This window comes from Mesorhizobium sp. M2A.F.Ca.ET.043.02.1.1, from assembly GCF_003952405.1.
Lineage (GTDB): Bacteria > Pseudomonadota > Alphaproteobacteria > Rhizobiales > Rhizobiaceae > Mesorhizobium.
This window is the reverse complement of sequence record NZ_CP034445.1, coordinates 1,335,146-1,353,798: the sequence shown is the minus strand read 5'-3', so window position 1 is coordinate 1,353,798 and position 18,653 is coordinate 1,335,146. Positions and strand designations below refer to the sequence as shown.

The window sequence follows — 18,653 nt, the reverse complement described above, 5'->3', positions numbered from 1 at the left end:
GCCCGGACATTCCGCTGCGGCCACCCTCATTTTCACGCGCACACGCACGAACCGGCCGCTGTCAGCGAGCCCACCACCAAACGGTCTTGTTCGAACGCATGTTCATGCCGACTCCCATAGCGGCGAATGCTTGGATCGGCAAGCGGAATCAAGGAAATCGTCGGACGAGGTGAATCGGCTGCCGCGCAGGGAGCTTTATTCAGCGGGCTGCGGCTCCAGGATCGCGCGGCGGTCGAGCGATTGCGACAGCACGGCCACCGCGACGGCCAGAAGCGCGAGTGCGGCGCCCACCAGCGGCAGGTTGGCGTAGGAGACACCCCAGGAGATGGCGAGGCCGCCGATCCAGGCGCCGCCGGCATTGCCGACATTGAAGGCGCCCTGGTTCAGCGTGGCGGCAAGGTTCGGGCCTTCGGCGGCTGCCTCCACGACACGGATCTGCAGCGGCGGCACGACGATGAAGATCAGCATGCCCCACAGGAAGACGATAGCCACGGCCACGCTTGCGATGGCGCCGAGTCCGGTGAAGACGGCGAACAGCAGGGCCATGGCGAGCAGTGTGGCGATCACCGTCGGCATCAGCTTCCAGTCGGCCAGCCTGCCGCCGATGATGTTGCCGATGGTCATGCCGGCGCCGAACAGGAGCAGCACCCAGGTCACGGCCGCCGTCGACAAGCCGGAAACGTCGGTCAGATAGGGCTTGATGTAGGTGAAGACGGCGAACAGGCTGGCGGAGGCGAGCGAGGCGATCAGCATCGCCAGCCACACCTGCAGCTTGCCGAGCACGCGCAATTCGCCGACCAGCCCGCCGCCGCTGGGTTCGGCGACGTCGGACGGCACCAGCCAGGCGATGGCCGCGACCGAGACGAGGCCGATGCCGACGACGGCGAGGAAAGTGGCGCGCCAGCCGAAGGCTTCACCCAGCGCCGTGCCGGCGGGAACGCCCAGGATGTTGGACAGCGTCAGGCCGGCAAACATCAGCGCGATGGCGCTCGCCCGCTTGTTGCGCGGCACGAGGCTCGCCGCAACGACGGAGCCGATGCCGAAAAAGGCGCCGTGGCCGAAGGCGGTGAAGACCCTCGCGGCCATCAACAGCCAGTAGTTCGGGGCGATGGCGCAGAAGAGATTGCCGATGACGAAGAGAGCAGCGAGGCCGACAAGCACGGGCTTGCGCGGCAGGCGCGCCGTTGCCATGGCCACGATCGGCGCACCGAAGACGACGCCGAGCGCATAGCCGGTGACCAGAAGGCCAGCCGAAGGGATTGAGACGCCAAGGTCGGCCGCGACCTCCGGCAGCAGGCCCATGATGACGAATTCGGTGGTGCCGATGCAGAAGGAGGCAATGGCAAGCGCTAGGATCGGCAGCGGCATGGGATGTCCGGTCTGAATCGGTTCAAAATCGAGATTGACTTTGGACGTGCTCAGTGCGCAAGCGCCATTGTTGCAACGCAGCAATGCAAAAAGACGAGATCGGGGTCGCGACGCACAACTAGGTGAGCGGTTTAAGCTCCTGGGCGATCGTCGGCAGCAGTTCCGAGACGTTGGGGTGGATGTGCATGGCGCGCGCCAGCGTCGAGATCGGGGCCTTGGCGTACATGAGGTCGAGCACGCAATGGATCGCCTCGTCGCCGCCTGGCCCGAGCACGGTGCAGCCGAGGATCTCGCCGGTGTCGGCATCGGCGAGGATCTTCATGAAGCCTTGCGTCTCGCCCTTCTCGACCGCGCGGCCGACACGCGTCATCGGCCGCTGGCCGACCAGCGCGCGGCGGCCGGATTTCTTCACCGCGGCTTCCGTCATGCCGCAGCGCCCAAGCGGCGGATCAATGTAAAGCGCATAGGCCTCGATGCGGTCGGTGACCTTGCGCGGATCGTTGTCGAGCAGGTTGGCCGCGACGATCTCGAAGTCGTTGTAGGAGGTGTGGGTGAAGGCGCCCTTGCCGTTGCAGTCGCCCATCGCCCAGATGCCGGGCACGCTGGTGCGCAACTGGTCGTCGACGACGATGAAGCCGCGCTGGTCGACCTCGACGCCGGCTTTTTCGAGGCCAAGATCGTCGGTGTTGGGGACGCGGCCGAGCGCCAGCAGCACATGCGAGCCGACCGCCGGCGGCTGGCCGGCGGAGAAAGTCACGGCGACCTCGTTGCCTTTCCTGGCGAACGCGATGTCGCCGACGCCGACATGGACGCTGATGCCTTCATTTTCGAGAATGGACTGGATGGCGGCGGACGTGTCCTCGTCCTCGCGGCCGGTCAGCCTCGGCGCCTTCTCGATCACCGTGACCTCGGAGCCGAAGCGGCGGAACATCTGCGCGAATTCGAGCGAGATATAGCTGCCGCCGACGACGATCAGATGGCTGGGCAGCACATCGAGATCCATCATCGAGGAATTGGTGAGATAGGGGATATCATGGACGCCGGGCAGGTCGGGCACGGAGGCGCGGCCGCCGGTGTTGAGGAAGATCTTTGGCGCGGTCAGCAGCTCGTCGCCGACACGCACGGTGTCGGCGGATTCAAAGCGCGCGTGGCCGCGATAGAGCGTGCACTTCTCCATGCCGGCGATCCAGGTCTCGAGCCCCATGCGGGAAGCGCCCGAAACCTTGTCCTTGCGCGCCTTGATGGCCTTGTAGTCGACGGCGACGGGACCGGAAACCGTCACGCCATAATCGGCGGCGCGGCGGGCGAGGTGCGCGGCATAGGCGCTCGCCACCATCGTCTTGGTCGGGATGCAGCCAGTGTTGACGCAGGTGCCGCCGATGAGCTTGCGCTCGATCAGCGCCACGCTCATGCCGGCCGCGTTGAGCCGGCCGGCGAGCGGCGTGCCGGCCTGGCCGGCGCCGATGACGATGGCGTCGAAGGCTTTGGCGCTCATGCGACGGCAGCCACGATCAGCAGCCCGCCGACGATCGCAATGGCGTCCTCGATGAAGGCTGCGGGCGGATCCTTGCCGAAGGCGGCGGCCAACCGGCCACGCACCTCGGCTCCGCCCAGCGTGCCGATCACCGCGCCGATGGCGCCGGCGATAAGACCGCCGATGGTGGCGCCGCCGGTCGCGCCGAGCACTGCGCCGGTGAAGGCGCCCAGGACGATACGGGCGCCGAATTGCTGCGGCACCTTCCGGCTCGGCGTCGACGGCAACTGGTCGGTGACCAATTCTACGATCGCCAGGATGGTGAAGATGCCGACGGCAATCCAGTGGCCCATGAAACTCGCCCAGGTGCCGGCGACCGGCAGCCAGCCGAGATAAGAACCCCAGGCGACGGCGGCCGGCGCTGTCATGGCGCGCAGGCCGGCAACGACACCTATCAGCAGTGCAAGCAGGTAAAGCATGATCCACCCCCTCAAAATCGGAACCTCGCACGGTTCCATGAAGGCAGGCTAGCATAGGCTGGGCGTTTGGCCACGGGCTTTTGTCCGACAATCGGTTGTGCAAACGAAATCGGGAGATGTCGCCATGTCGGCAAGCGAGCGCATGAAGATGGCGGCGGGCGAATGGTACACCTGCATAGACGATGAGCTCGAGGCGCTGCGCTTCGCCGCGCGCGATGCGGTGTTCGAGCACAATAGCCTGCCGCCCCGGCATCGTGGCAATATAGGGCCTGCTTTGCGGGCGCTGCTTGGTGGCGCGGGCGAAGGGGCTCGCATCGAGGCGCCGTTCCATTGCGCCTATGGCTTCAATTTGTTTCTCTGCGAGGGCGTCTTCCTCAATTCCGGCTGCATCATCCTCGACACCGCGCCGGTGCGCATCGGCAAGGGCACGCTGCTCGGCCCAAATGTGCAGATCTACTGCGCCGAGCATCATCGCGAGGCCACTGGACGGCTGGCCGGGCTGGAGATCGCAAAACCGGTGACGATCGGCGACAACGCCTGGGTCGGCGGCAGCGCGGTGATCCTCGCCGGCGTCAGCATAGGCGAGGGCGCCATCGTCGGCGCCGGCGCGGTGGTGACTCGCGACGTGGCGGCCAACACGACCGTGGTCGGCAACCCGGCGCGGGTTGTCACGCCGCGCTGAGCGTCCCCGCGGTCTTGGAAAACTCCCGCCGATATTGCATCGGCGAGGTTTTCAGCCGCGCGGCGAAATGCTGGCGCAGCGAGGTGGCGCTGCCGAAGCCGGCTTCGAAGGCCACCATGTCCATCGATTTTTTTGTCTGCTCCAAAAGCCGCTGCGCCAGCGCCACGCGCTGGTCGGCAAGCCAGTCGCTGAAACTGGTGCCGGTGGTTTTCTGGAAATGGCGCGTGAAGGTGCGGCGGGTGAGACCCGCTGCTTCGGCGACGCTGTCGAGACTGTGCGCTTCGCCGAGCGATGCCCGCACGTCATCGAGGGCCTTGGCGAACCGGTCGGCGTTTGGCGTTGGCGCAAGCGGGCGCTCGATGAACTGTGCCTGGCCGCCCTGCCGGTGCGGCGAGAGCACGACGTGACGAGCGAGCCGCAGCGCCGCCTCCGCGCCATAGCGGGCGCGCACGATGTGCAGGCAGCAGTCGAGCCCGGCGGCGACGCCGGCGGAAGTGATGACGTCGCCATCGTCGACATAGAGCGCGTCGGCGTCGATAGCGATGTCTGGATGAAGCGCCTGGAGTTGATCGGCATAGGCCCAGTGAGTCGTTGCCTTACGCCCGGCCAGCAATCCGGCGCCGGCAATGGCGAAGGTGCCGAGGCACAGACCCACGATCAGCGCGCCGCGCTTATGCGCGCCTTGCAGCGCCTCCTTGAACGGCGCAGCCAGAGGGGCATCGAGGTCCTTCCAGCTTGGAATGATGACGATATCGGCCTCGTCGAGCGCCGAAAGATCGTGCGGCACAACGATGCTCAGCCCCGCATCGGTATGAATGGGTCCCTCCTCCATCGCGCAGACGCGGAAGTCGAAGCGTGGCAGTCCAAGCCTGGTTCGATCGGCGCCGAACACCAGGCAGGGCACGGAGAGGTGGAACGGGCTGATGCCGTCGAAGGCGAAAGCGGCGATGATCGGTTGCTTCATGGCTCACATCGTTTGCGTTGATTGGCGAATGTCCCAATTCTTTCGAATGATGTCAATTGGGCCACTTTCGGCCACCGGGACATCCGCCTAGCTTTGCGCCCATCAACCCGGTCGAAAGGAAAATGCCATGTCAGCACCAGCCATCCAGCCGGGCCGCGCGCTTGTCGTCGTCGATGTCCAGAACGACTACAATGGCGGCAATTTGGCCATCCAGCATCCGCCCTTCGCCGAGACCGTCGCCAATGTGGCGCGCGCCATGGACGCTGCCGCGGCGGCCGGCATCAAGATCGTCGTCGTCAAGCAGATGGCGCCGGAGACCTCGCCGATCTTCGCCAAGGGCAGCCATGGCGGCGAATTGCATCCAGAGATCGCCAGGGGCAGCCGCGACCATTATGTCGAAAAGACGCTGCCGTCGGCCTTCGCCGGCACGGATCTGGAAGCCTGGCTGCGCGCCAATGCTATCGATACGATCGCGGTCGTCGGCTACATGACCCACAATTGCGATCTGTCGACCATCATCCACGCGGTGCATATGGGCTTTGCGGTCGAGTTCCTGTCGGATGCCAGCGGTTCGGTGCCCTATGCCAACAGCGCCGGCTTTGCCTCGGCCGAGGACATCCATCGGGTGGTGACGATCATTCTGCAGTCGCGCTTCGCCGCGGTGCTGAAGACCGCGGAATGGATCGATTGCCTGACAACCGGGAAGCTGCCGGAGCGCGACACGATTTATGCATCGAACCAGCGGGCGCTGAAGCGGAACGCTGCCTAGTCCGGCAAGCAAAAAGGGCGCCGCAATAGCGACGCCCCTGATCGTTCCCGGTCTGAAGGGTGCTTAGAACAGTCCCTCGATCTGCCCCTGCTCGTTGAGGAAGATCTTTTCCGAGGACGGCGCCTTGGGCAGGCCGGGCATGGTCATGACCTCGCCGCAGATGATGACGACGAAGCCGGCGCCGGCCGAGAGCCTGACCTCGCGCACCGGCACGGTGTGGCCGGTCGGCGCGCCGCGCAGGTTCGGGTCGGTCGAGAAGGAGTACTGGGTCTTGGCCATGCAGACCGGCAAATTGCCGTAGCCGGCCTGTTCCCAGGCATGCAGCTGGTCGCGGATCGACTTGTCGGCGATCGCCTCGTCGCCGCGATAGATGCGCTTGACGATGGTGTTGACCTTCTCGAACAGCGGCATCTCGTCGGGATAGAGCGGTGAGAACTGCGAGGCGCCGGACTCGGCAATTTGGACGACCTTGCGGGCGAGGTCCTCGATGCCGGCCGAGCCTTGCGCCCAGTGCTTGCACAGGATCGCCTCGGCGCCCTGCGCCTTGACGAAGTCCTTCATCGCCTGGATCTCGGCTTCGGTGTCGGTGGTGAAGTGGTTGATCGCCACCACCGCTGGCACGCCGAACTGCTTCACGTTCTCGATGTGGCGGCCGAGATTGAGGCAACCCTTCTTGACCGCCTCGATGTTCTCCTTGCCGAGGTCTTCCTTCTTGATGCCGCCATTCATCTTCATGGCGCGCACGGTGGCGACGATGACAGCCGCCGACGGCTTCAAGCCAGCCTTGCGGCACTTGATGTCGAAGAACTTTTCCGCGCCGAGGTCGGCGCCGAAGCCGGCTTCGGTAACGACATAGTCGGCGAGCTTCAGCGCGGTCGTGGTGGCGACGACCGAGTTGCAGCCATGCGCGATGTTGGCGAACGGGCCGCCGTGCACGAAGGCCGGGTTGTTCTCCAGCGTCTGCACCAAGTTGGGCTGCATGGCGTCCTTCAGCAGAACCGCCATCGCGCCGTCGGCCTTGAGGTCGCGGGCATAGACCGGCGACTTGTCGCGGCGATAGGCGACTATGATGTCGCCGAGGCGCTTCTCGAGGTCCTTGAGGTCGGTGGCAAGGCACAGGATGGCCATCACTTCCGAGGCGACAGTGATGTCGAAGCCGGCTTCACGCGGATAGCCGTTGGCGACGCCGCCCAGCGAGCAGATGATCTCGCGCAGCGCCCGGTCGTTCATATCCATGACGCGGCGCCAGGCGACGCGGCGGGTGTCGATGCCGAGCTCGTTGCCCCAGTAGATGTGGTTGTCGATCAGCGCCGACAGCAAATTATGCGCGGTGGTGATGGCGTGGAAGTCGCCGGTGAAGTGGAGGTTCATGTCCTCCATCGGCACCACCTGGGCAAGGCCGCCGCCCGCGGCACCGCCCTTGACGCCGAAATTCGGGCCGAGCGAGGCCTCCCGGATGCAGATGATCGCCTTCTTGCCGATGCGGTTGAGGCCGTCGCCGAGGCCGACCGTGGTGGTCGTCTTGCCTTCGCCGGCGGGCGTCGGGTTGATGGCGGTGACCAGGATCAGCTTGCCGTCCTTGTTGCCCTTCACCGACTTGATGAACTCGGCCGAGACTTTGGCCTTGTCGTGGCCATAGGGCAGCAGATGCTCGGTCGGGATGCCGATTCTGGCGCCGATCTCCTGGATCGGTTTCTTCTTGGCGGCGCGCGCGATCTCGATGTCGGACTTCACTTCGGCCATGACGGCTTTCCTCTGGAGTAGGCGGTGGAGGGGAGGGGTTCGATCATTCGTGCATGGTCGAAACGCCGCCCGGACGCAAGGTCATGTTCTAACCCTGTCGCTGGCGCGGCGTCAACTTCCATGCAACTATGTTTCCTGTTAAGAAAGAGTGTTCCTGTCGCCGGCCTCTTCCAAGGCGGTCGTCTCGGGCCCGGTCGTTGCGCCGTATAGAAGCCAGAGCGGGGGCGGTTTCGCCGTCTCAAAACAGCCGCCTAATGCGCGAAAAGCGACAGGGGCGACGGCGCAAATCCGCCATCGCCCTGTCGCCCCGAGACGGTGCTATTGGGTCAGAACGTTGCTGATCTCGACCATGTTGGAGCGCACGCGCAGGATGTAGAAGCCCATCGTCGTCAGATGCGTCGGCAACAGCCAGCCATCCTCGCGGCCATTGGCGATGATGAAGGGCTGGATGCGTAGCGCCGAGACGAATTGCGAATCCATCGTGTCCCACAGGCTCTGCAGGTGCTTTTCCTTGAGCACGTCCTCGAAGTCGGCCTGGGCGCCCTTCATGAGGCCGTAATAGGCATAGAGCTGGCCATAGGCGAACCAGAAGCGGTCGTCGGCGCGGGTATCGAACCAGCCGTTGTTGTGGTTTTCGGCGCGCTCCTTGAGGATCGCCGAAGTCGAGCCGATATCCGAAGCGATGCGGTCGATATATTGCTTGAGATTGTCGGCGCGCGCGTCGAACGTCGCCTGGCAGGTGGCGAGCCGGGCGTTGAAGGAACGCAGCTTGCGCACCGCGTCCCGATAATAGCTCGGCGTCGGCGTCTTGGGGCCGAAGGGGTTCAGGCCGAAATACCAGGTGTACTCGTCGAACTGCAGATTGCCGCGTGCGTCCTGCAGGTCGGCATCGATCTGCGAAGTCGTGCGCACGCGGCCGAGATTGTCGGCAAGCTCGGTCGCGGTGCGGCGCACCGCCTGGTTGATGCCGCGCTGGAAGGACGCCTTGTTGTCCATCCAGGGCGTGTTGTCCCAGTCGATGCCGAACAGGCCGAGCTTGTAGAGGATCATCGATGAGATCCAGGCATTCTGGTTGACGTTGAAGTCCGTCAGGTCGGCGGCGACCTGGGCGATCGCCGAGTTGCCGCAGGTCTTGGCCGTGTCGGTGCCAGCGCCGGCGGAGACCTGCTCGCCGGCCGACACGTTGCGCTTCTCGAATGTGTAGGTGTCGGGATAGTTCGGGTTGAAATTGTTCCACCACTGCGTGGCGTAGAAGAAATTGGCGTAGAGGCCGATCAGCACCAGGAGGGCGAGACCGACCACCGCCTTCAGGATCCAGCCGCGCTGTCCGTACCAGCGGCCGACCCACATGAACGGCCACAGAATGACGCCGATGACGAAGCCGATGCCGCGGCCGATCCACTGGAAGATCTGGGTGAAGAAGTTCACGATCGGGTCGAGCATGGCTGTGGCACCCCCTTGGAGCATTTCACCGTTTCAAGGGAAACGGCGATCTGCCCTAACCCTTTGTTTTGGCACAATTCCGGGCGGAAAACCGCCCAGACTTTCCTAGTCAGTCAGGCCGTAAAGACGCGCGCGGAACGCCGCCTTGTCCTTCAAATATGTGGTTTTCAGAACGTCCACAACATGGCTTCGCCAGGCGTCGCTGTAGCTCTCATAGTCCTTGTAGAAGCCGGGCTTGTTGAAGACGTAGCGTGAGACGAAGTCCTGCGGCACGAAATCCGAGATCAGCTGGTTGGTCAGCCAGGCATCGGGGTGTTCGGGCTTGGCGCGCACGACCAGGAAGCGCTGGCGCGGCGGTACGTCCTCGATCTTGAGATGACCGAGTTGGGCGATCTCGCGCTTGGCGGCGTTGAGGAAGGGAAAGTTCCCGTCCTGGGCGATCAGGTCGGCATGCCCGTGGATCCAGGTCTGCAGCCAGACCTTGTCGACATCGGTCAAATTGCGGTTGGGCTCGACATCGGCGATCAGCGCGCGCACAACCATCTCGGCCCGATGCTCGAGATAGCCGGAGGCCTCGATCCACGAGGCGCGCGGCAGGTCGAGGCGGCCGGTGGCGGCGAGGAAGCGGAACACTTTGTCGGCGTCGTTGATCGACAGGTAGCTGACCTGCCAGGGGCGTGAGCGGCGGAAGCCGGGAGCGGCCGGATCGCAGATCACCGTCGTCATGTCGGGATCGACGAAGACATAGAGGCCGCCGAAATGGCTGGTCCAGTAGGCATTGTGGCGGAAGATCACCTGGTCGGGGACCAGCGCGTTCTCGCGGATGTCGCCGCAGATTTTGGCCAGATCGACCATGCGCTGCAGCATGGCATTGTCGCGCCAGGCGTCGGGTTCCTGCTTCAGCCGGTCGACCAGTCTGCCGAGCTCGGCCGCCTTGCCCAGCACATCCTCGGCCGACAGCACTTTGAACTCGACCTGGTTGATCGACAGCAGGTCCTCGATGTCGTTGACCTTGGGGACCGAGTCCTCGATCTCGCCGTAGATCACGTCCTTGATGGTCAGCGCGTCGATGGCGCGCTGGTTCTTCGACATGAACTCGAACATCAGCTGCGAGGTGTTGGAGAAGGCGGTGTGCACCACGGGCAGATCGATCTGCGACGGCGTCAGGATGATGAAGCGGCGGTTGACCTCGTTGGGATCGAGATAGTCGAAATCGCCGCACTCCTCGGCGATCTCGGGCGAGAAGCCGGTGCGGTCGATCTGGAAGCTCTTCAACCTGGTCGGCTCGAGGCCGAAGGCGACAAGCGCCTTGTTGTAGCGCTGGATGAGATGCGGCTCGTCGACGGCGAGCAGCCTGCCGTAGATCAGCTCGTTATCGCGCAGGAGGTCGGGTTTCTTGGCGGTGGGCTTCATCTTTCCTTCTCCCCGTTCACGGGGAGAAGGTGCCCGAAGGGCGGATGAGGGGCGGCGCCAACGCTCATCATCCTTGCTCCGATCTTGCGGCCGGCAGAAATTTCGCATCGACCCCAATTATCTTTCGATCCAACCGACCATCCAGCGCCGCAACAATCGTATCCAGCACGCTCGCGCAGTTGGTCAAAACATCTGCGTGCCAAACCCTCAATACGGAACAACCGTTTCCGTTCATCGTCTCGTCCCTGTATCGATCCCTGGATCGACCGGCATGTTGGCTGCCGTCAACCTCGACAACCAGATTGGCTCCGCGGCAAGCGAAGTCCGCGAAGTAAGGGCCGATCGGCAGTTGGCGAACAAACTTATGGCCGTTCAATCGCCGCCCCCGCAGTTCATGCCATAGCCGTTCCTCCGCATCGTTTTCGACCTGCCGCAGCTCGCGGGCTCTCGTAACCTTTGGCTCATTTCTGCCACGGATGGCGCTGCCCCTCATCCGCCCTTCGGGCACCTTCTCCCCGTGAACGGGGAGAAGGAAGAAATCACCACGCCCCCTTCTTCTTCAACTCCTCCATCTCGCGCGCCGCGCGCTCACGCAGCCGCGCGTCGCGCAGGAGCTTCTCCACCGCGGCATCATCCGACTTGTCGGAATAGCGGAATTCGGAATCGGCGTAGCGGTTGATCTCCTGCATGACCATGTCCATCGAGAACGGTCCGCGCAGTTCCTCGATCATCGCCTTCTTGTCGTCGTAGCTCTTGTGCATGAAGGCTTCGGGCTTCTCGAACCAGTCGTCCGGCAGCTCGAAGTCCATGGCGCGCATCTTGATCGCGTCGGTGACGTTCTTGACGGCGCGGCCGGTGAAGCGCGGTTCGGCGTCCTTGATCATGTGCAGGTAGGTGCCGATATCGGCCATGGTCTTGGGCGCGCCATTCTCCTTCATGTAGCGCTCATAGACCTTCATCAGCCCGTCTTCCTGCGGCTTTTCGTGCTCCTCATAGGCCTCAGCCACGGCGCGCTGGATCTCCTGCGCGGCATAGAGCTCATGCTCGCCCAGCGGGATCTTGTGGTTCTTGCCGGCGAGCAGCACGAAGATGTCGATATAGTCGTCGCGGGTCTGCGGGCCGTCGACAAGCCAGCGCGCGCCGGCGCGCTGGCGCAGCGCGTCGTCGACATTTTCGGGATAGTTGGAGAACATGCCGAAGGAGCAGTTGCCGCGCACCACCGTCGAGGCGCCGGCGAAGGCGTCCATCAGCACGCCGGTGATCTCCTGCTGGCCGGCCGATGCGCGGTCGTCGGAGCGGCGCGCGGCCACCTGGTCGATATCGTCGATGGTGCCGAAGCCGATGACGCGCGGATTGAGCACGTTGTTGATGAATTGCCGGCAGTTCTGACCCGACTTGCCCTGGTAGGACGAGATCTGGTCGACGCCGAAATTCTCATAGGCGAAGGGATAGCCGGCCACCTGGCAATAGCCGTTGACGAGCCCGGCGATCATCTGGATCAGCGTCGTCTTGCCGGTGCCCGGCGCGCCGTCGCCGATGAAGGTGAACAGGAAGCCGCCAAGCTCGACGAACGGGTTCAGCTCGCGCTCGAAATCATAGGCCATCAGCATCTTGGCCAGCCTGACCGACTGGAGTTTGGCGATGTGGTTGCCGACAACCTCTTCCGGCTTCTTGAAGGTCATCACCAGCGGCTTGGAGCGCTTGCCGGGCGCGACGTCGAAGCCGTCGAGGGTGAAATCGTCGACGTCGATGCGAATATGCGCGTTCTCGAACGGGCCGATGCCGTCGAAACGGCCTTTGCGCGCCAAGAGCCCGTCGATGGCGACCCGGGCGAAGGCGCGAGCACGCGTCATCAGGTCCGCATCGTCCTTCGAGCCGGCGATCGCCTTGTCGAGGCCGGCCACGATCGATTTCACCGCGTCCTGCGGCGTGTCGAACAGGAAGTCGGGCTCGGCGATATCGTTCGGCGCCTCGCCGTCGCTGTCGATCAGCTGGAACAGATAGGAGGCAAAGCTGAAAGCGGAGACGTAAGCCGAAGCCGAGAGAAGCTTCTTGAAGGTCGACGCCTCGTCGCCCTCCAGCGGCGCACGGGCATTCTTGGCCTGCAGGCTTTCCAGGTCCGAGCCTTCGGCGAAGACATCCGAAATGGCGAGCGCGATAGCGAGGCCACGGCGGGCGCGGTAGAGCAGCGTGTGCTGCGGGATGCTCATCAACTGGTCGTCGGGATGGATCGCTGCGACCGTCTTGGTGAGCTCGACCTCGCGCGTGCGGCGCACCGAGCCGACCGACACGGTCGAGACGAAGCGGCGGTTGGTGCCGGCAAGCGCGGTGCCGGATTCGCGCGACGGGTCCTCCAGCACCACGATGCGGGTGATGAAACTCTGCGCGACAGTGCGGTGATTCTCGATTGCGGCTTCCGAGATCGTGGTCAGGCCGGTGTCCATGAAGGATGCTCCGCGGTTTGACGATCATACATCGCTGATGACCTGTCCGTTGGACAGGATGTGGACCTTGTAGCCGGAAAAGATCTTCTGCGCTTCACCCGCGGCATAGAGCGCCTGGTAGGCCTCGTGCGGGATCAGCGCGTGGTTCTCGTAGCTCGAGACGCCCTGGCGCGCGGCTTCGAGATCGTCGGTGTTGATGAAGAATTCCTGCGTCGTCTTCTCGCTGGAGAAAAGACCCCTGCGGCCGGGCTTCTCGCTCTTGGAAAAGACCTCCTGGATTGTCCAGGTGAGCAGCCAGGCATTCTCGGGCTTGCGCACTTTGGAGAGCACCTCGGCGACGGTCGAATTGTTATCGGTAATGCCGGCCGAGTAGAAGGGCCCGAGCACCACGCGCCGCAGTTGCTTGGGGTGCAACGGCTCGAAATCCTTGTCGAGATTGACGGCGATCGTCGCGGGCGAGAGCGTGTAGGCCGAGTTCTTTTCGGTGAAATCGTCGAAGCGGTGCGCAAGCTCGGGGTTGAGCAGGCCGTCGACAGGCAGCGGGATCTCGACCTTCTCGTTCAGCTTGCCGGTGCTGTCGTCGACAAGCTGGCGCACCATGCTTTCGGAGGAATCCTCCACCGTTACCATGTAGATCAGCGGCAGGTTGGCGCTGCCGTCGAACGTCGCCCAGTGGACGAGATAATAAGGCCGCATGGTCTTCGGGTTGACCGAGACCTTGGCCGTCTGCGCAAGCGTGAAGGGGCCGAAGGTCGCCTCGCTCTTGACGTCCTCCAGATAGAGCCGCTCGGCCATCGACTTCTGCAGCGCCTCGGGAAATTCCTTGTGGCGTAGTATGAAGTCGGCCATCTCCTCGCGCAGCTCGCCGGCCTGCGGGATGTTGGCCAGGCGGGCATCGGCCTGCTGGCGGTCGTTTTCCAGCTCGAGCAGGTTCTGGAACACGGGATAGCCGCTGTCGGCGCGCGATATGCGGAAGGTGTCCATGAAGCCCAGCCGGTTGCGCCAGCAGGCAAAGGATTTGTCCAGCCGCGCGATATATTCCGCGACGATCCTGGCGACGATCCCGTGCCGGTAAAGCGGCGAGCGGTCGTCGCGCATGAACACTTCCAGTCCGCCCAGCGCCGCCGTGATGGCGGAGAAATAGCGGGCCGCCGCGTCGTTCTCAGGTGTCATGAGACTGCCGTGGAGATGAGATCAGCGGCGCCGCCCAAGCAGATATTCGTGGGGTGCCCCACGAATATCTGCTTGGATTCCTTTGTTTTTCGCAGGTTCTGACCGCAAAACCGTGGGACACTTTTGCGGAACCTGCTTAGGACTGCACGTAGTTGGCGGAATTGTGCTTTTTCATCACCTCGTCGAAGCGGCGCGCGAAGGCGTCGTCGGCAAGCTTCTTGCGGCGCTGGATGTCGGCTGAAGCCACCATGTTCTTCTCATGCATCTCGAGCAGGTCGCCGATATGCTTCTGCGAGGCGGCGCCGATGCCGGCCATCGTCTCCTCCGCCGTGTTGTCGACCTGGCTGCCCAGCGTGTTGATCTTGTGGGCGACGTCCTGCTGGGCGGCGGTCTTCAGGGAATCTTCCAGCGCCTTGTACAGCACGATGCGCTGTTCGGTGTCGATGGTCAGCTTGTTGATCAGCGTCGACTGCGCGGCGATCTGGTTGTTGAGCGAATCGACGAAGGTCTGGAACATCGAGGTATAGCGCTCCAGCGTCTGGCTTTCGGCGAGCAGCTCCTGCTCCTTGGCCTGTTTTTCGTTGTACTCGGTCGCCATTTTGGAGCGCTCGCCCTCGAGCTCGGTCCGCTCCTTCTGGGTCGTCGAGGCGGCGATCTTGTTCTCGATGTCGAGCAGCAGGGGGTTCAATTCCTCGATGCGCTTCTGCACGGCCTCGAGGTTGGACATGGTCGTTTTGCGGCGCTCGATCACCTGGGACAGGCTGGTCTCGGAAGTCTTGTAGCGCTGGTCGAGGATCTGTTTCTGCGCCTTCAGGATGCCGACGATGGTATCCGACTTCGCCAAAAGCTCCTGCAAATTGCCGGCCAGCGACATGTTGCGGACGCGGTCGGTGCGCATGCGCTGCTTGCGCTGCTCAGAGAAGACACCGACGAAGTTTTCCCAGCCGGTGTAGCTCTTCATGCTCTCGAACTCGGCGCCGAAAACGTTGGTGGCGTCCTCGAGCCCGATGATCAGGTCGGCGATATTGCCTTCCATGACCTTCTGCTGCTTGAGCACGTCCTCGATGCGGGCGTTCTCGATGTCGAAATTGGCGTCGCCGATCTTCTTGTCGGCCTGGGCAAGCGTGTCGAGCACCGTCCCGGACTGCTCGATCTTGGTGCGCATGTCCTGCACGACCTGCTTGGTCTTGGCAATTTCGGCATCGAAATTCTGCAATGTCGCCATTGGGGCCTCCCGCTTCGGCATCCGTTTCCATGTCGTGGCGGCGAATATATGTGGGGCTTCAAGGGATTGAAAGAAGGAAGACAAGGCGAGACGTCAAAACAAAAGAACTGGTCAGGTCCTTGAAAGACAAGGCAAGCATGTGCATGGCGGCCAGTAATGAGCGACGCCGTCTAACAGCTTCAGCTTTTATGCCTTAAGCTATTGTTTTTACGGACGGCCAAGGCGATGACACAGCGCCGGCAAATCTCGTGCGCCGGCGGTAAGACCAGTTTCTTTCCAATTCCGATCAGGGTTTTGGGTCGGCCTTGAGATAGGCGATCACGTTGGCGATGTCGTCGTCGCTGGTCAGGCCGGCAAAGGCCATTCTGTTGCCGGGAACCTTCTGCCTGGGCGCCTTGAGATATTCGGCGAGGTTGGCTTCGTCCCAGACCAGGCCGGCGGCGCCGGCATCCTTCATGGCTTGCGAATAATGGCCGGCAAAGCTCTCCGCCGAGCCGGCCTTGCGGCCGACGACGCCCAGCAGATGCGGGCCGACCTTGTCGCGGTCGCTTGCCGCCTCATGGCAGGCCATGCAGCGGTTGAAGACCTTCTTGCCCAGCGCTGCATCGCCACCGGCATGCGCGGCAAGGCCGCTGGCAAGCAGGAAAAGCGTGGCGGGCGAAATGGCTCGAAGCATGGCTGACCCCGGAGAGTTCTGGCTGTCGGCCTTATAGGGCGAAGCCTTGATAAAGGCCACACCCGGGCTGCGGGCAGTCTCCGCGGCTCAGGCCTGCTGCGCCAGGTCGCGGCGCAGAAAATCATGCAGACGATCGACTGCCGGCGTCGTCGACAGCGGGTTGCGCAGTATGCCGATCTCGAGGTCCGGCAACGCCGGCAGCCCCTCATTGGCGCCGATGATGCGCAGCGACGGCGGCACGCTTCGTTGGGCAAGGCCGGCGACCGCCAGCCCGGCTTGGACGACCGCGACCAGTCCGAGCAGGGAGGCGCTGGAATAGGTGCAGCGATAGGATCGGTCGGCACCGCCCAGTGCCTGCAGCACATTCATCCTTGCCGCGCAGCCAGGTTCGAACAAGGCGACAGGCAGCGGATCGGTCTGCCAGGCGACGTGATTGGGGGAGGCGACCCAGACAAAGCGCTCCAGCCTGATCACCTCGAGCGGCTGATCCGGGAGGCGGGTGACGATCGCCAGGTCGAGCCTTCCCTCCGCTAAGGTCTTCACCAGCGCGGTCGACTGCTCGCAGACGAGTTCGACGGTGACCAGCGGGTGATCCTCGGCAAAGCGTGACAGCACGGGCGGCAGCAGGAAGGCGGCGTAGTCGTCCGGCACGCCGAGGCGCACGCTGCCTGTTTCCTTCGGCCGGGTGACGCTCGCCCATGCCTCGTCGGACAGTTTCAGCAGCCGGCGCGCATAGATGAGGAAATCCTCGCCGGCAGCATTGGGGGTGACCGTTCTAGGGCCCCGCACCAGAAGCTGGTTGCCCACCATGTCCTCCAGCCTTTGCATCTGCATGCTGACCGCCGACTGGCTGCGGCCGACTCGCGGCGCCGCATTGGACAGGCTGCCGCTTTCGACGACGGCAACGAAGGTCTTCAGCAGGTTGAGGTCGAGTGGAGCGGCCATGGCGCTATCAGCATATCGAATAGGTACTTACAAATCTATTCGCTTGATTGAAATCGTTTCGGCTGGCCACATGAGCTTCGATCCGTTGGAGAGCCGATGATGAGGGACATATCGATCGCCCGCTTCCCCGCCGCGAGCCTCGCTCTGGCGATGGTGATTGCCGGCACGGTTGGCGCCTTCGTCACGGAGTCGGGACAACATCCCGTCACCGTCGTCTTCTGGCGATGCGTGTTCGGCGCGCTGTTCCTGGCCGCCTGGTGCCTGCTGCGCGGCTACCTGCCGGACCGGACGCTGTCCCCATCCCGGCTTGCGCTCGCCGCGCTCGGCGGCGTTTGCATGGTGCTGAGCTGGACGGCCTTCTTCGCCGGCTTCGGCATGACATCGATCGCGACGACGACAATCGTCTACCATGTACAGCCGTTCTTCGTGGTGCTGATCGGCGTTGTCTTCCTCAAGGAACGCATTTCGCCCGACCAGATCCTATGGATGCTTGGCGCGTTTCTCGGCGTGGTGCTGGCCAGCGGCTTGGTCGTCACACACGGCCATGCCGACGCCAAATGGGCGTTGGGCATCGCGCTGACGCTGGGCGCTGCCCTGCTTTATGCGGTGGCGACGATCCTTGCCAAGGGCCTCGGACAACAGCGCGCGGAGATCACCGTGCTTTGCCAGACGCTGGTCGGGGTCGTGTTGCTCGCCCCGTTCGCCGACATCGGCCATCCCATCCCGCCTGCGTCGTGGGGCTGGCTGGCCGGGATCGGACTCCTGCATACCGGCATCGCCTATGTGCTGATGAACTCCGCCTTTCCGCGCCTGACGACGCCGGTCATCGGCATCCTCACTTTCATCTATCCGGTCGTGGCCATCATCATCGACTGGGCCATGTACGGCCACCCGCTCGGACCGGCGCAGGCTGCCGGCATGGCGCTGATTGCCCTGGCAACGCTCGGCGTGCGGCTTGGCTGGCGGTTTCCGATGCGGCGTGTCTCGGCCGCCTAAACTCAGGGGCTGACAAAACCAATGAAATCGTCGGGAGCAGACCTGCCCATTTCCTCTTCCCAATGGCGGCGGCAGAGCGAGACATAGACGTCCTTGCCGATGGCGACCTGCTGGCCCTGCTTCGCCACCTTGCCGTCGGAGCCGAGCCTGACCACCATCGTGGCCTTGCGGCCGCAGCGGCAGATGGTGCGCACCTCGCGCAGGTCGTCGGCGATGGCGAGCAGCGCGCGCGAGCCGGAGAACAGCTTGCCCTGGAAATCGGTGCGCAGGCCGTAGCACATGACCGGGATGTTCAGCCTATCGGCGATGCGCGCGAGCTGCCAGACCTGCTCCTCCTCGAGGAACTGAGCCTCGTCGACGAATACGCAATGCACGGTCGTATGTTCGTGATGCTCGGCGACCCTGGCGAAGAGATCGTCGCCGTCGCGGAACATCTCGGCCTCGGATTCGAGGCCGATGCGCGACGAGATCAAGCCGCTGTCGCCCTTGCGATAATGTCCGGCGACGAACAGCATCGTCGACATGCCGCGTTCGCGATAGTTGTAGGACGCCTGCAAGAGCATCGTCGTCTTGCCGGCGTTCATCGTCGCGTAGTGGAAGTAAAGCTTGGCCATGCGTCCTTCTAAGCTCACAGGTCGGCACCGGGGGAGGGGGGCGGAGGCTCCGTCCACCAAAAACTCCCTGCCGTCTAAAATCCGATGTCGTTCAAAAGCCTGTCATGTCGCGTAAAGGCCAGCGCGCGCCGTTCGTCGTGAGGTTGAAGCGCTTGAAACGGCTTCAAAATGGTGTTTGGCTGACGAAACAAGGCGGGCGCAAGAACCGTGACTTCGCACCGCCTGGTAATTGCAATGGGAGAAAG

At 63.6% G+C, this 18,653-nt stretch carries 17 protein-coding genes; 3 read left to right on the top strand and 14 right to left on the bottom strand.

Features of this window, described 5'->3' with window-relative positions:
• Window positions 1-195: 195 nt before the first annotated feature.
• The 3 genes from EJ068_RS06435 to EJ068_RS06425 all read right to left on the bottom strand — a co-directional run bounded on the left by EJ068_RS06435 (window position 196) and on the right by EJ068_RS06425 (window position 3,321).
• Entirely contained in the window at window positions 196-1,368 is a 1,173-nt protein-coding gene (locus EJ068_RS06435) for an MFS transporter (RefSeq protein WP_127252866.1), read from the bottom strand.
• Window positions 1,369-1,486: 118 nt separating this feature from the next.
• A complete protein-coding gene (locus tag EJ068_RS06430; RefSeq protein ID WP_128315139.1) occupies window positions 1,487-2,863 on the bottom strand; it encodes an FAD-containing oxidoreductase in 1,377 nt (458 codons plus the stop codon).
• Entirely contained in the window at window positions 2,860-3,321 is a 462-nt protein-coding gene (locus EJ068_RS06425) for a DUF4126 domain-containing protein (protein ID WP_126081609.1), read from the bottom strand. Before EJ068_RS06425 ends, EJ068_RS06430 begins: the two co-directional genes overlap by 4 nt.
• Before the next feature lie 124 nt (window positions 3,322-3,445).
• Between EJ068_RS06425 and EJ068_RS06420 the strand changes: the two genes are divergently transcribed.
• Window positions 3,446-4,003 carry a sugar O-acetyltransferase gene (locus EJ068_RS06420; protein WP_127250737.1) on the top strand — a complete coding sequence of 186 codons (558 nt, stop codon included), beginning with the start codon at window positions 3,446-3,448 and terminating at the stop codon, window positions 4,001-4,003.
• On the opposite strand, the gene EJ068_RS06415 is transcribed toward EJ068_RS06420, so the two are convergent.
• Window positions 3,990-4,967: a helix-turn-helix domain-containing protein gene (locus tag EJ068_RS06415; protein WP_127250738.1), complete on the bottom strand. Its 978-nt coding sequence runs from the start codon at window positions 4,965-4,967 to the stop codon at window positions 3,990-3,992. The genes EJ068_RS06420 and EJ068_RS06415 overlap by 14 nt on opposite strands.
• Before the next feature lie 127 nt (window positions 4,968-5,094).
• Here EJ068_RS06415 and EJ068_RS06410 point away from each other — a divergent pair, with 127 nt between their 5' ends.
• Window positions 5,095-5,736: a cysteine hydrolase family protein gene (locus EJ068_RS06410; RefSeq protein ID WP_127250739.1), complete on the top strand. Its 642-nt coding sequence runs from the start codon at window positions 5,095-5,097 to the stop codon at window positions 5,734-5,736.
• Between the two features lie 63 nt (window positions 5,737-5,799).
• Here EJ068_RS06410 and EJ068_RS06405 read toward each other — a convergent pair whose 3' ends face one another.
• The 9 genes from EJ068_RS06405 to EJ068_RS06365 form a co-directional block, all read right to left on the bottom strand.
• Window positions 5,800-7,479, bottom strand: a complete 1,680-nt coding sequence (locus EJ068_RS06405; RefSeq protein WP_127250740.1) for a formate--tetrahydrofolate ligase — start codon at window positions 7,477-7,479, stop codon at window positions 5,800-5,802.
• A 318-nt stretch (window positions 7,480-7,797) separates the two neighbouring features.
• Window positions 7,798-8,922 (bottom strand): DUF2333 family protein, encoded by a 1,125-nt coding sequence (locus EJ068_RS06400; protein ID WP_126081614.1) that lies wholly within the window; start codon window positions 8,920-8,922, stop codon window positions 7,798-7,800.
• 105 nt (window positions 8,923-9,027) lie between these two features.
• The gene (locus EJ068_RS06395) at window positions 9,028-10,335 is read right to left on the bottom strand and encodes a DUF6638 family protein (protein WP_127250742.1); all 1,308 of its coding nucleotides are present in this window, start codon (window positions 10,333-10,335) and stop codon (window positions 9,028-9,030) included.
• Window positions 10,336-10,402: 67 nt separating this feature from the next.
• Window positions 10,403-10,828, bottom strand: coding sequence for a DUF559 domain-containing protein (locus EJ068_RS06390; protein ID WP_127250743.1), 426 nt, complete (start codon window positions 10,826-10,828; stop codon window positions 10,403-10,405).
• 46 nt (window positions 10,829-10,874) lie between these two features.
• Window positions 10,875-12,779, bottom strand: a complete 1,905-nt coding sequence (locus tag EJ068_RS06385; protein ID WP_127250744.1) for an ATP-binding protein — start codon at window positions 12,777-12,779, stop codon at window positions 10,875-10,877.
• A gap of 24 nt (window positions 12,780-12,803) precedes the next feature.
• Complete coding sequence (locus EJ068_RS06380) at window positions 12,804-13,952, bottom strand: hypothetical protein (protein WP_127250745.1); 1,149 nt, start codon at window positions 13,950-13,952, stop codon at window positions 12,804-12,806.
• Between the two features lie 136 nt (window positions 13,953-14,088).
• Window positions 14,089-15,177 (bottom strand): hypothetical protein, encoded by a 1,089-nt coding sequence (locus EJ068_RS06375; protein WP_127250746.1) that lies wholly within the window; start codon window positions 15,175-15,177, stop codon window positions 14,089-14,091.
• A 286-nt stretch (window positions 15,178-15,463) separates the two neighbouring features.
• A complete protein-coding gene (locus tag EJ068_RS06370; RefSeq protein WP_126081618.1) occupies window positions 15,464-15,853 on the bottom strand; it encodes a cytochrome c family protein in 390 nt (129 codons plus the stop codon).
• 87 nt (window positions 15,854-15,940) lie between these two features.
• Window positions 15,941-16,798 carry a LysR substrate-binding domain-containing protein gene (locus EJ068_RS06365; protein WP_042640274.1) on the bottom strand — a complete coding sequence of 286 codons (858 nt, stop codon included), beginning with the start codon at window positions 16,796-16,798 and terminating at the stop codon, window positions 15,941-15,943.
• A 96-nt stretch (window positions 16,799-16,894) separates the two neighbouring features.
• Between EJ068_RS06365 and EJ068_RS06360 the strand changes: the two genes are divergently transcribed.
• Complete coding sequence (locus tag EJ068_RS06360) at window positions 16,895-17,794, top strand: DMT family transporter (RefSeq protein WP_245463351.1); 900 nt, start codon at window positions 16,895-16,897, stop codon at window positions 17,792-17,794.
• A gap of 2 nt (window positions 17,795-17,796) precedes the next feature.
• Here the strand turns inward: EJ068_RS06360 and EJ068_RS06355 are convergent, their stop codons facing one another.
• Window positions 17,797-18,408, bottom strand: coding sequence for a thymidine kinase (locus EJ068_RS06355; protein WP_126081619.1), 612 nt, complete (start codon window positions 18,406-18,408; stop codon window positions 17,797-17,799).
• Window positions 18,409-18,653: the final 245 nt, after the last annotated feature.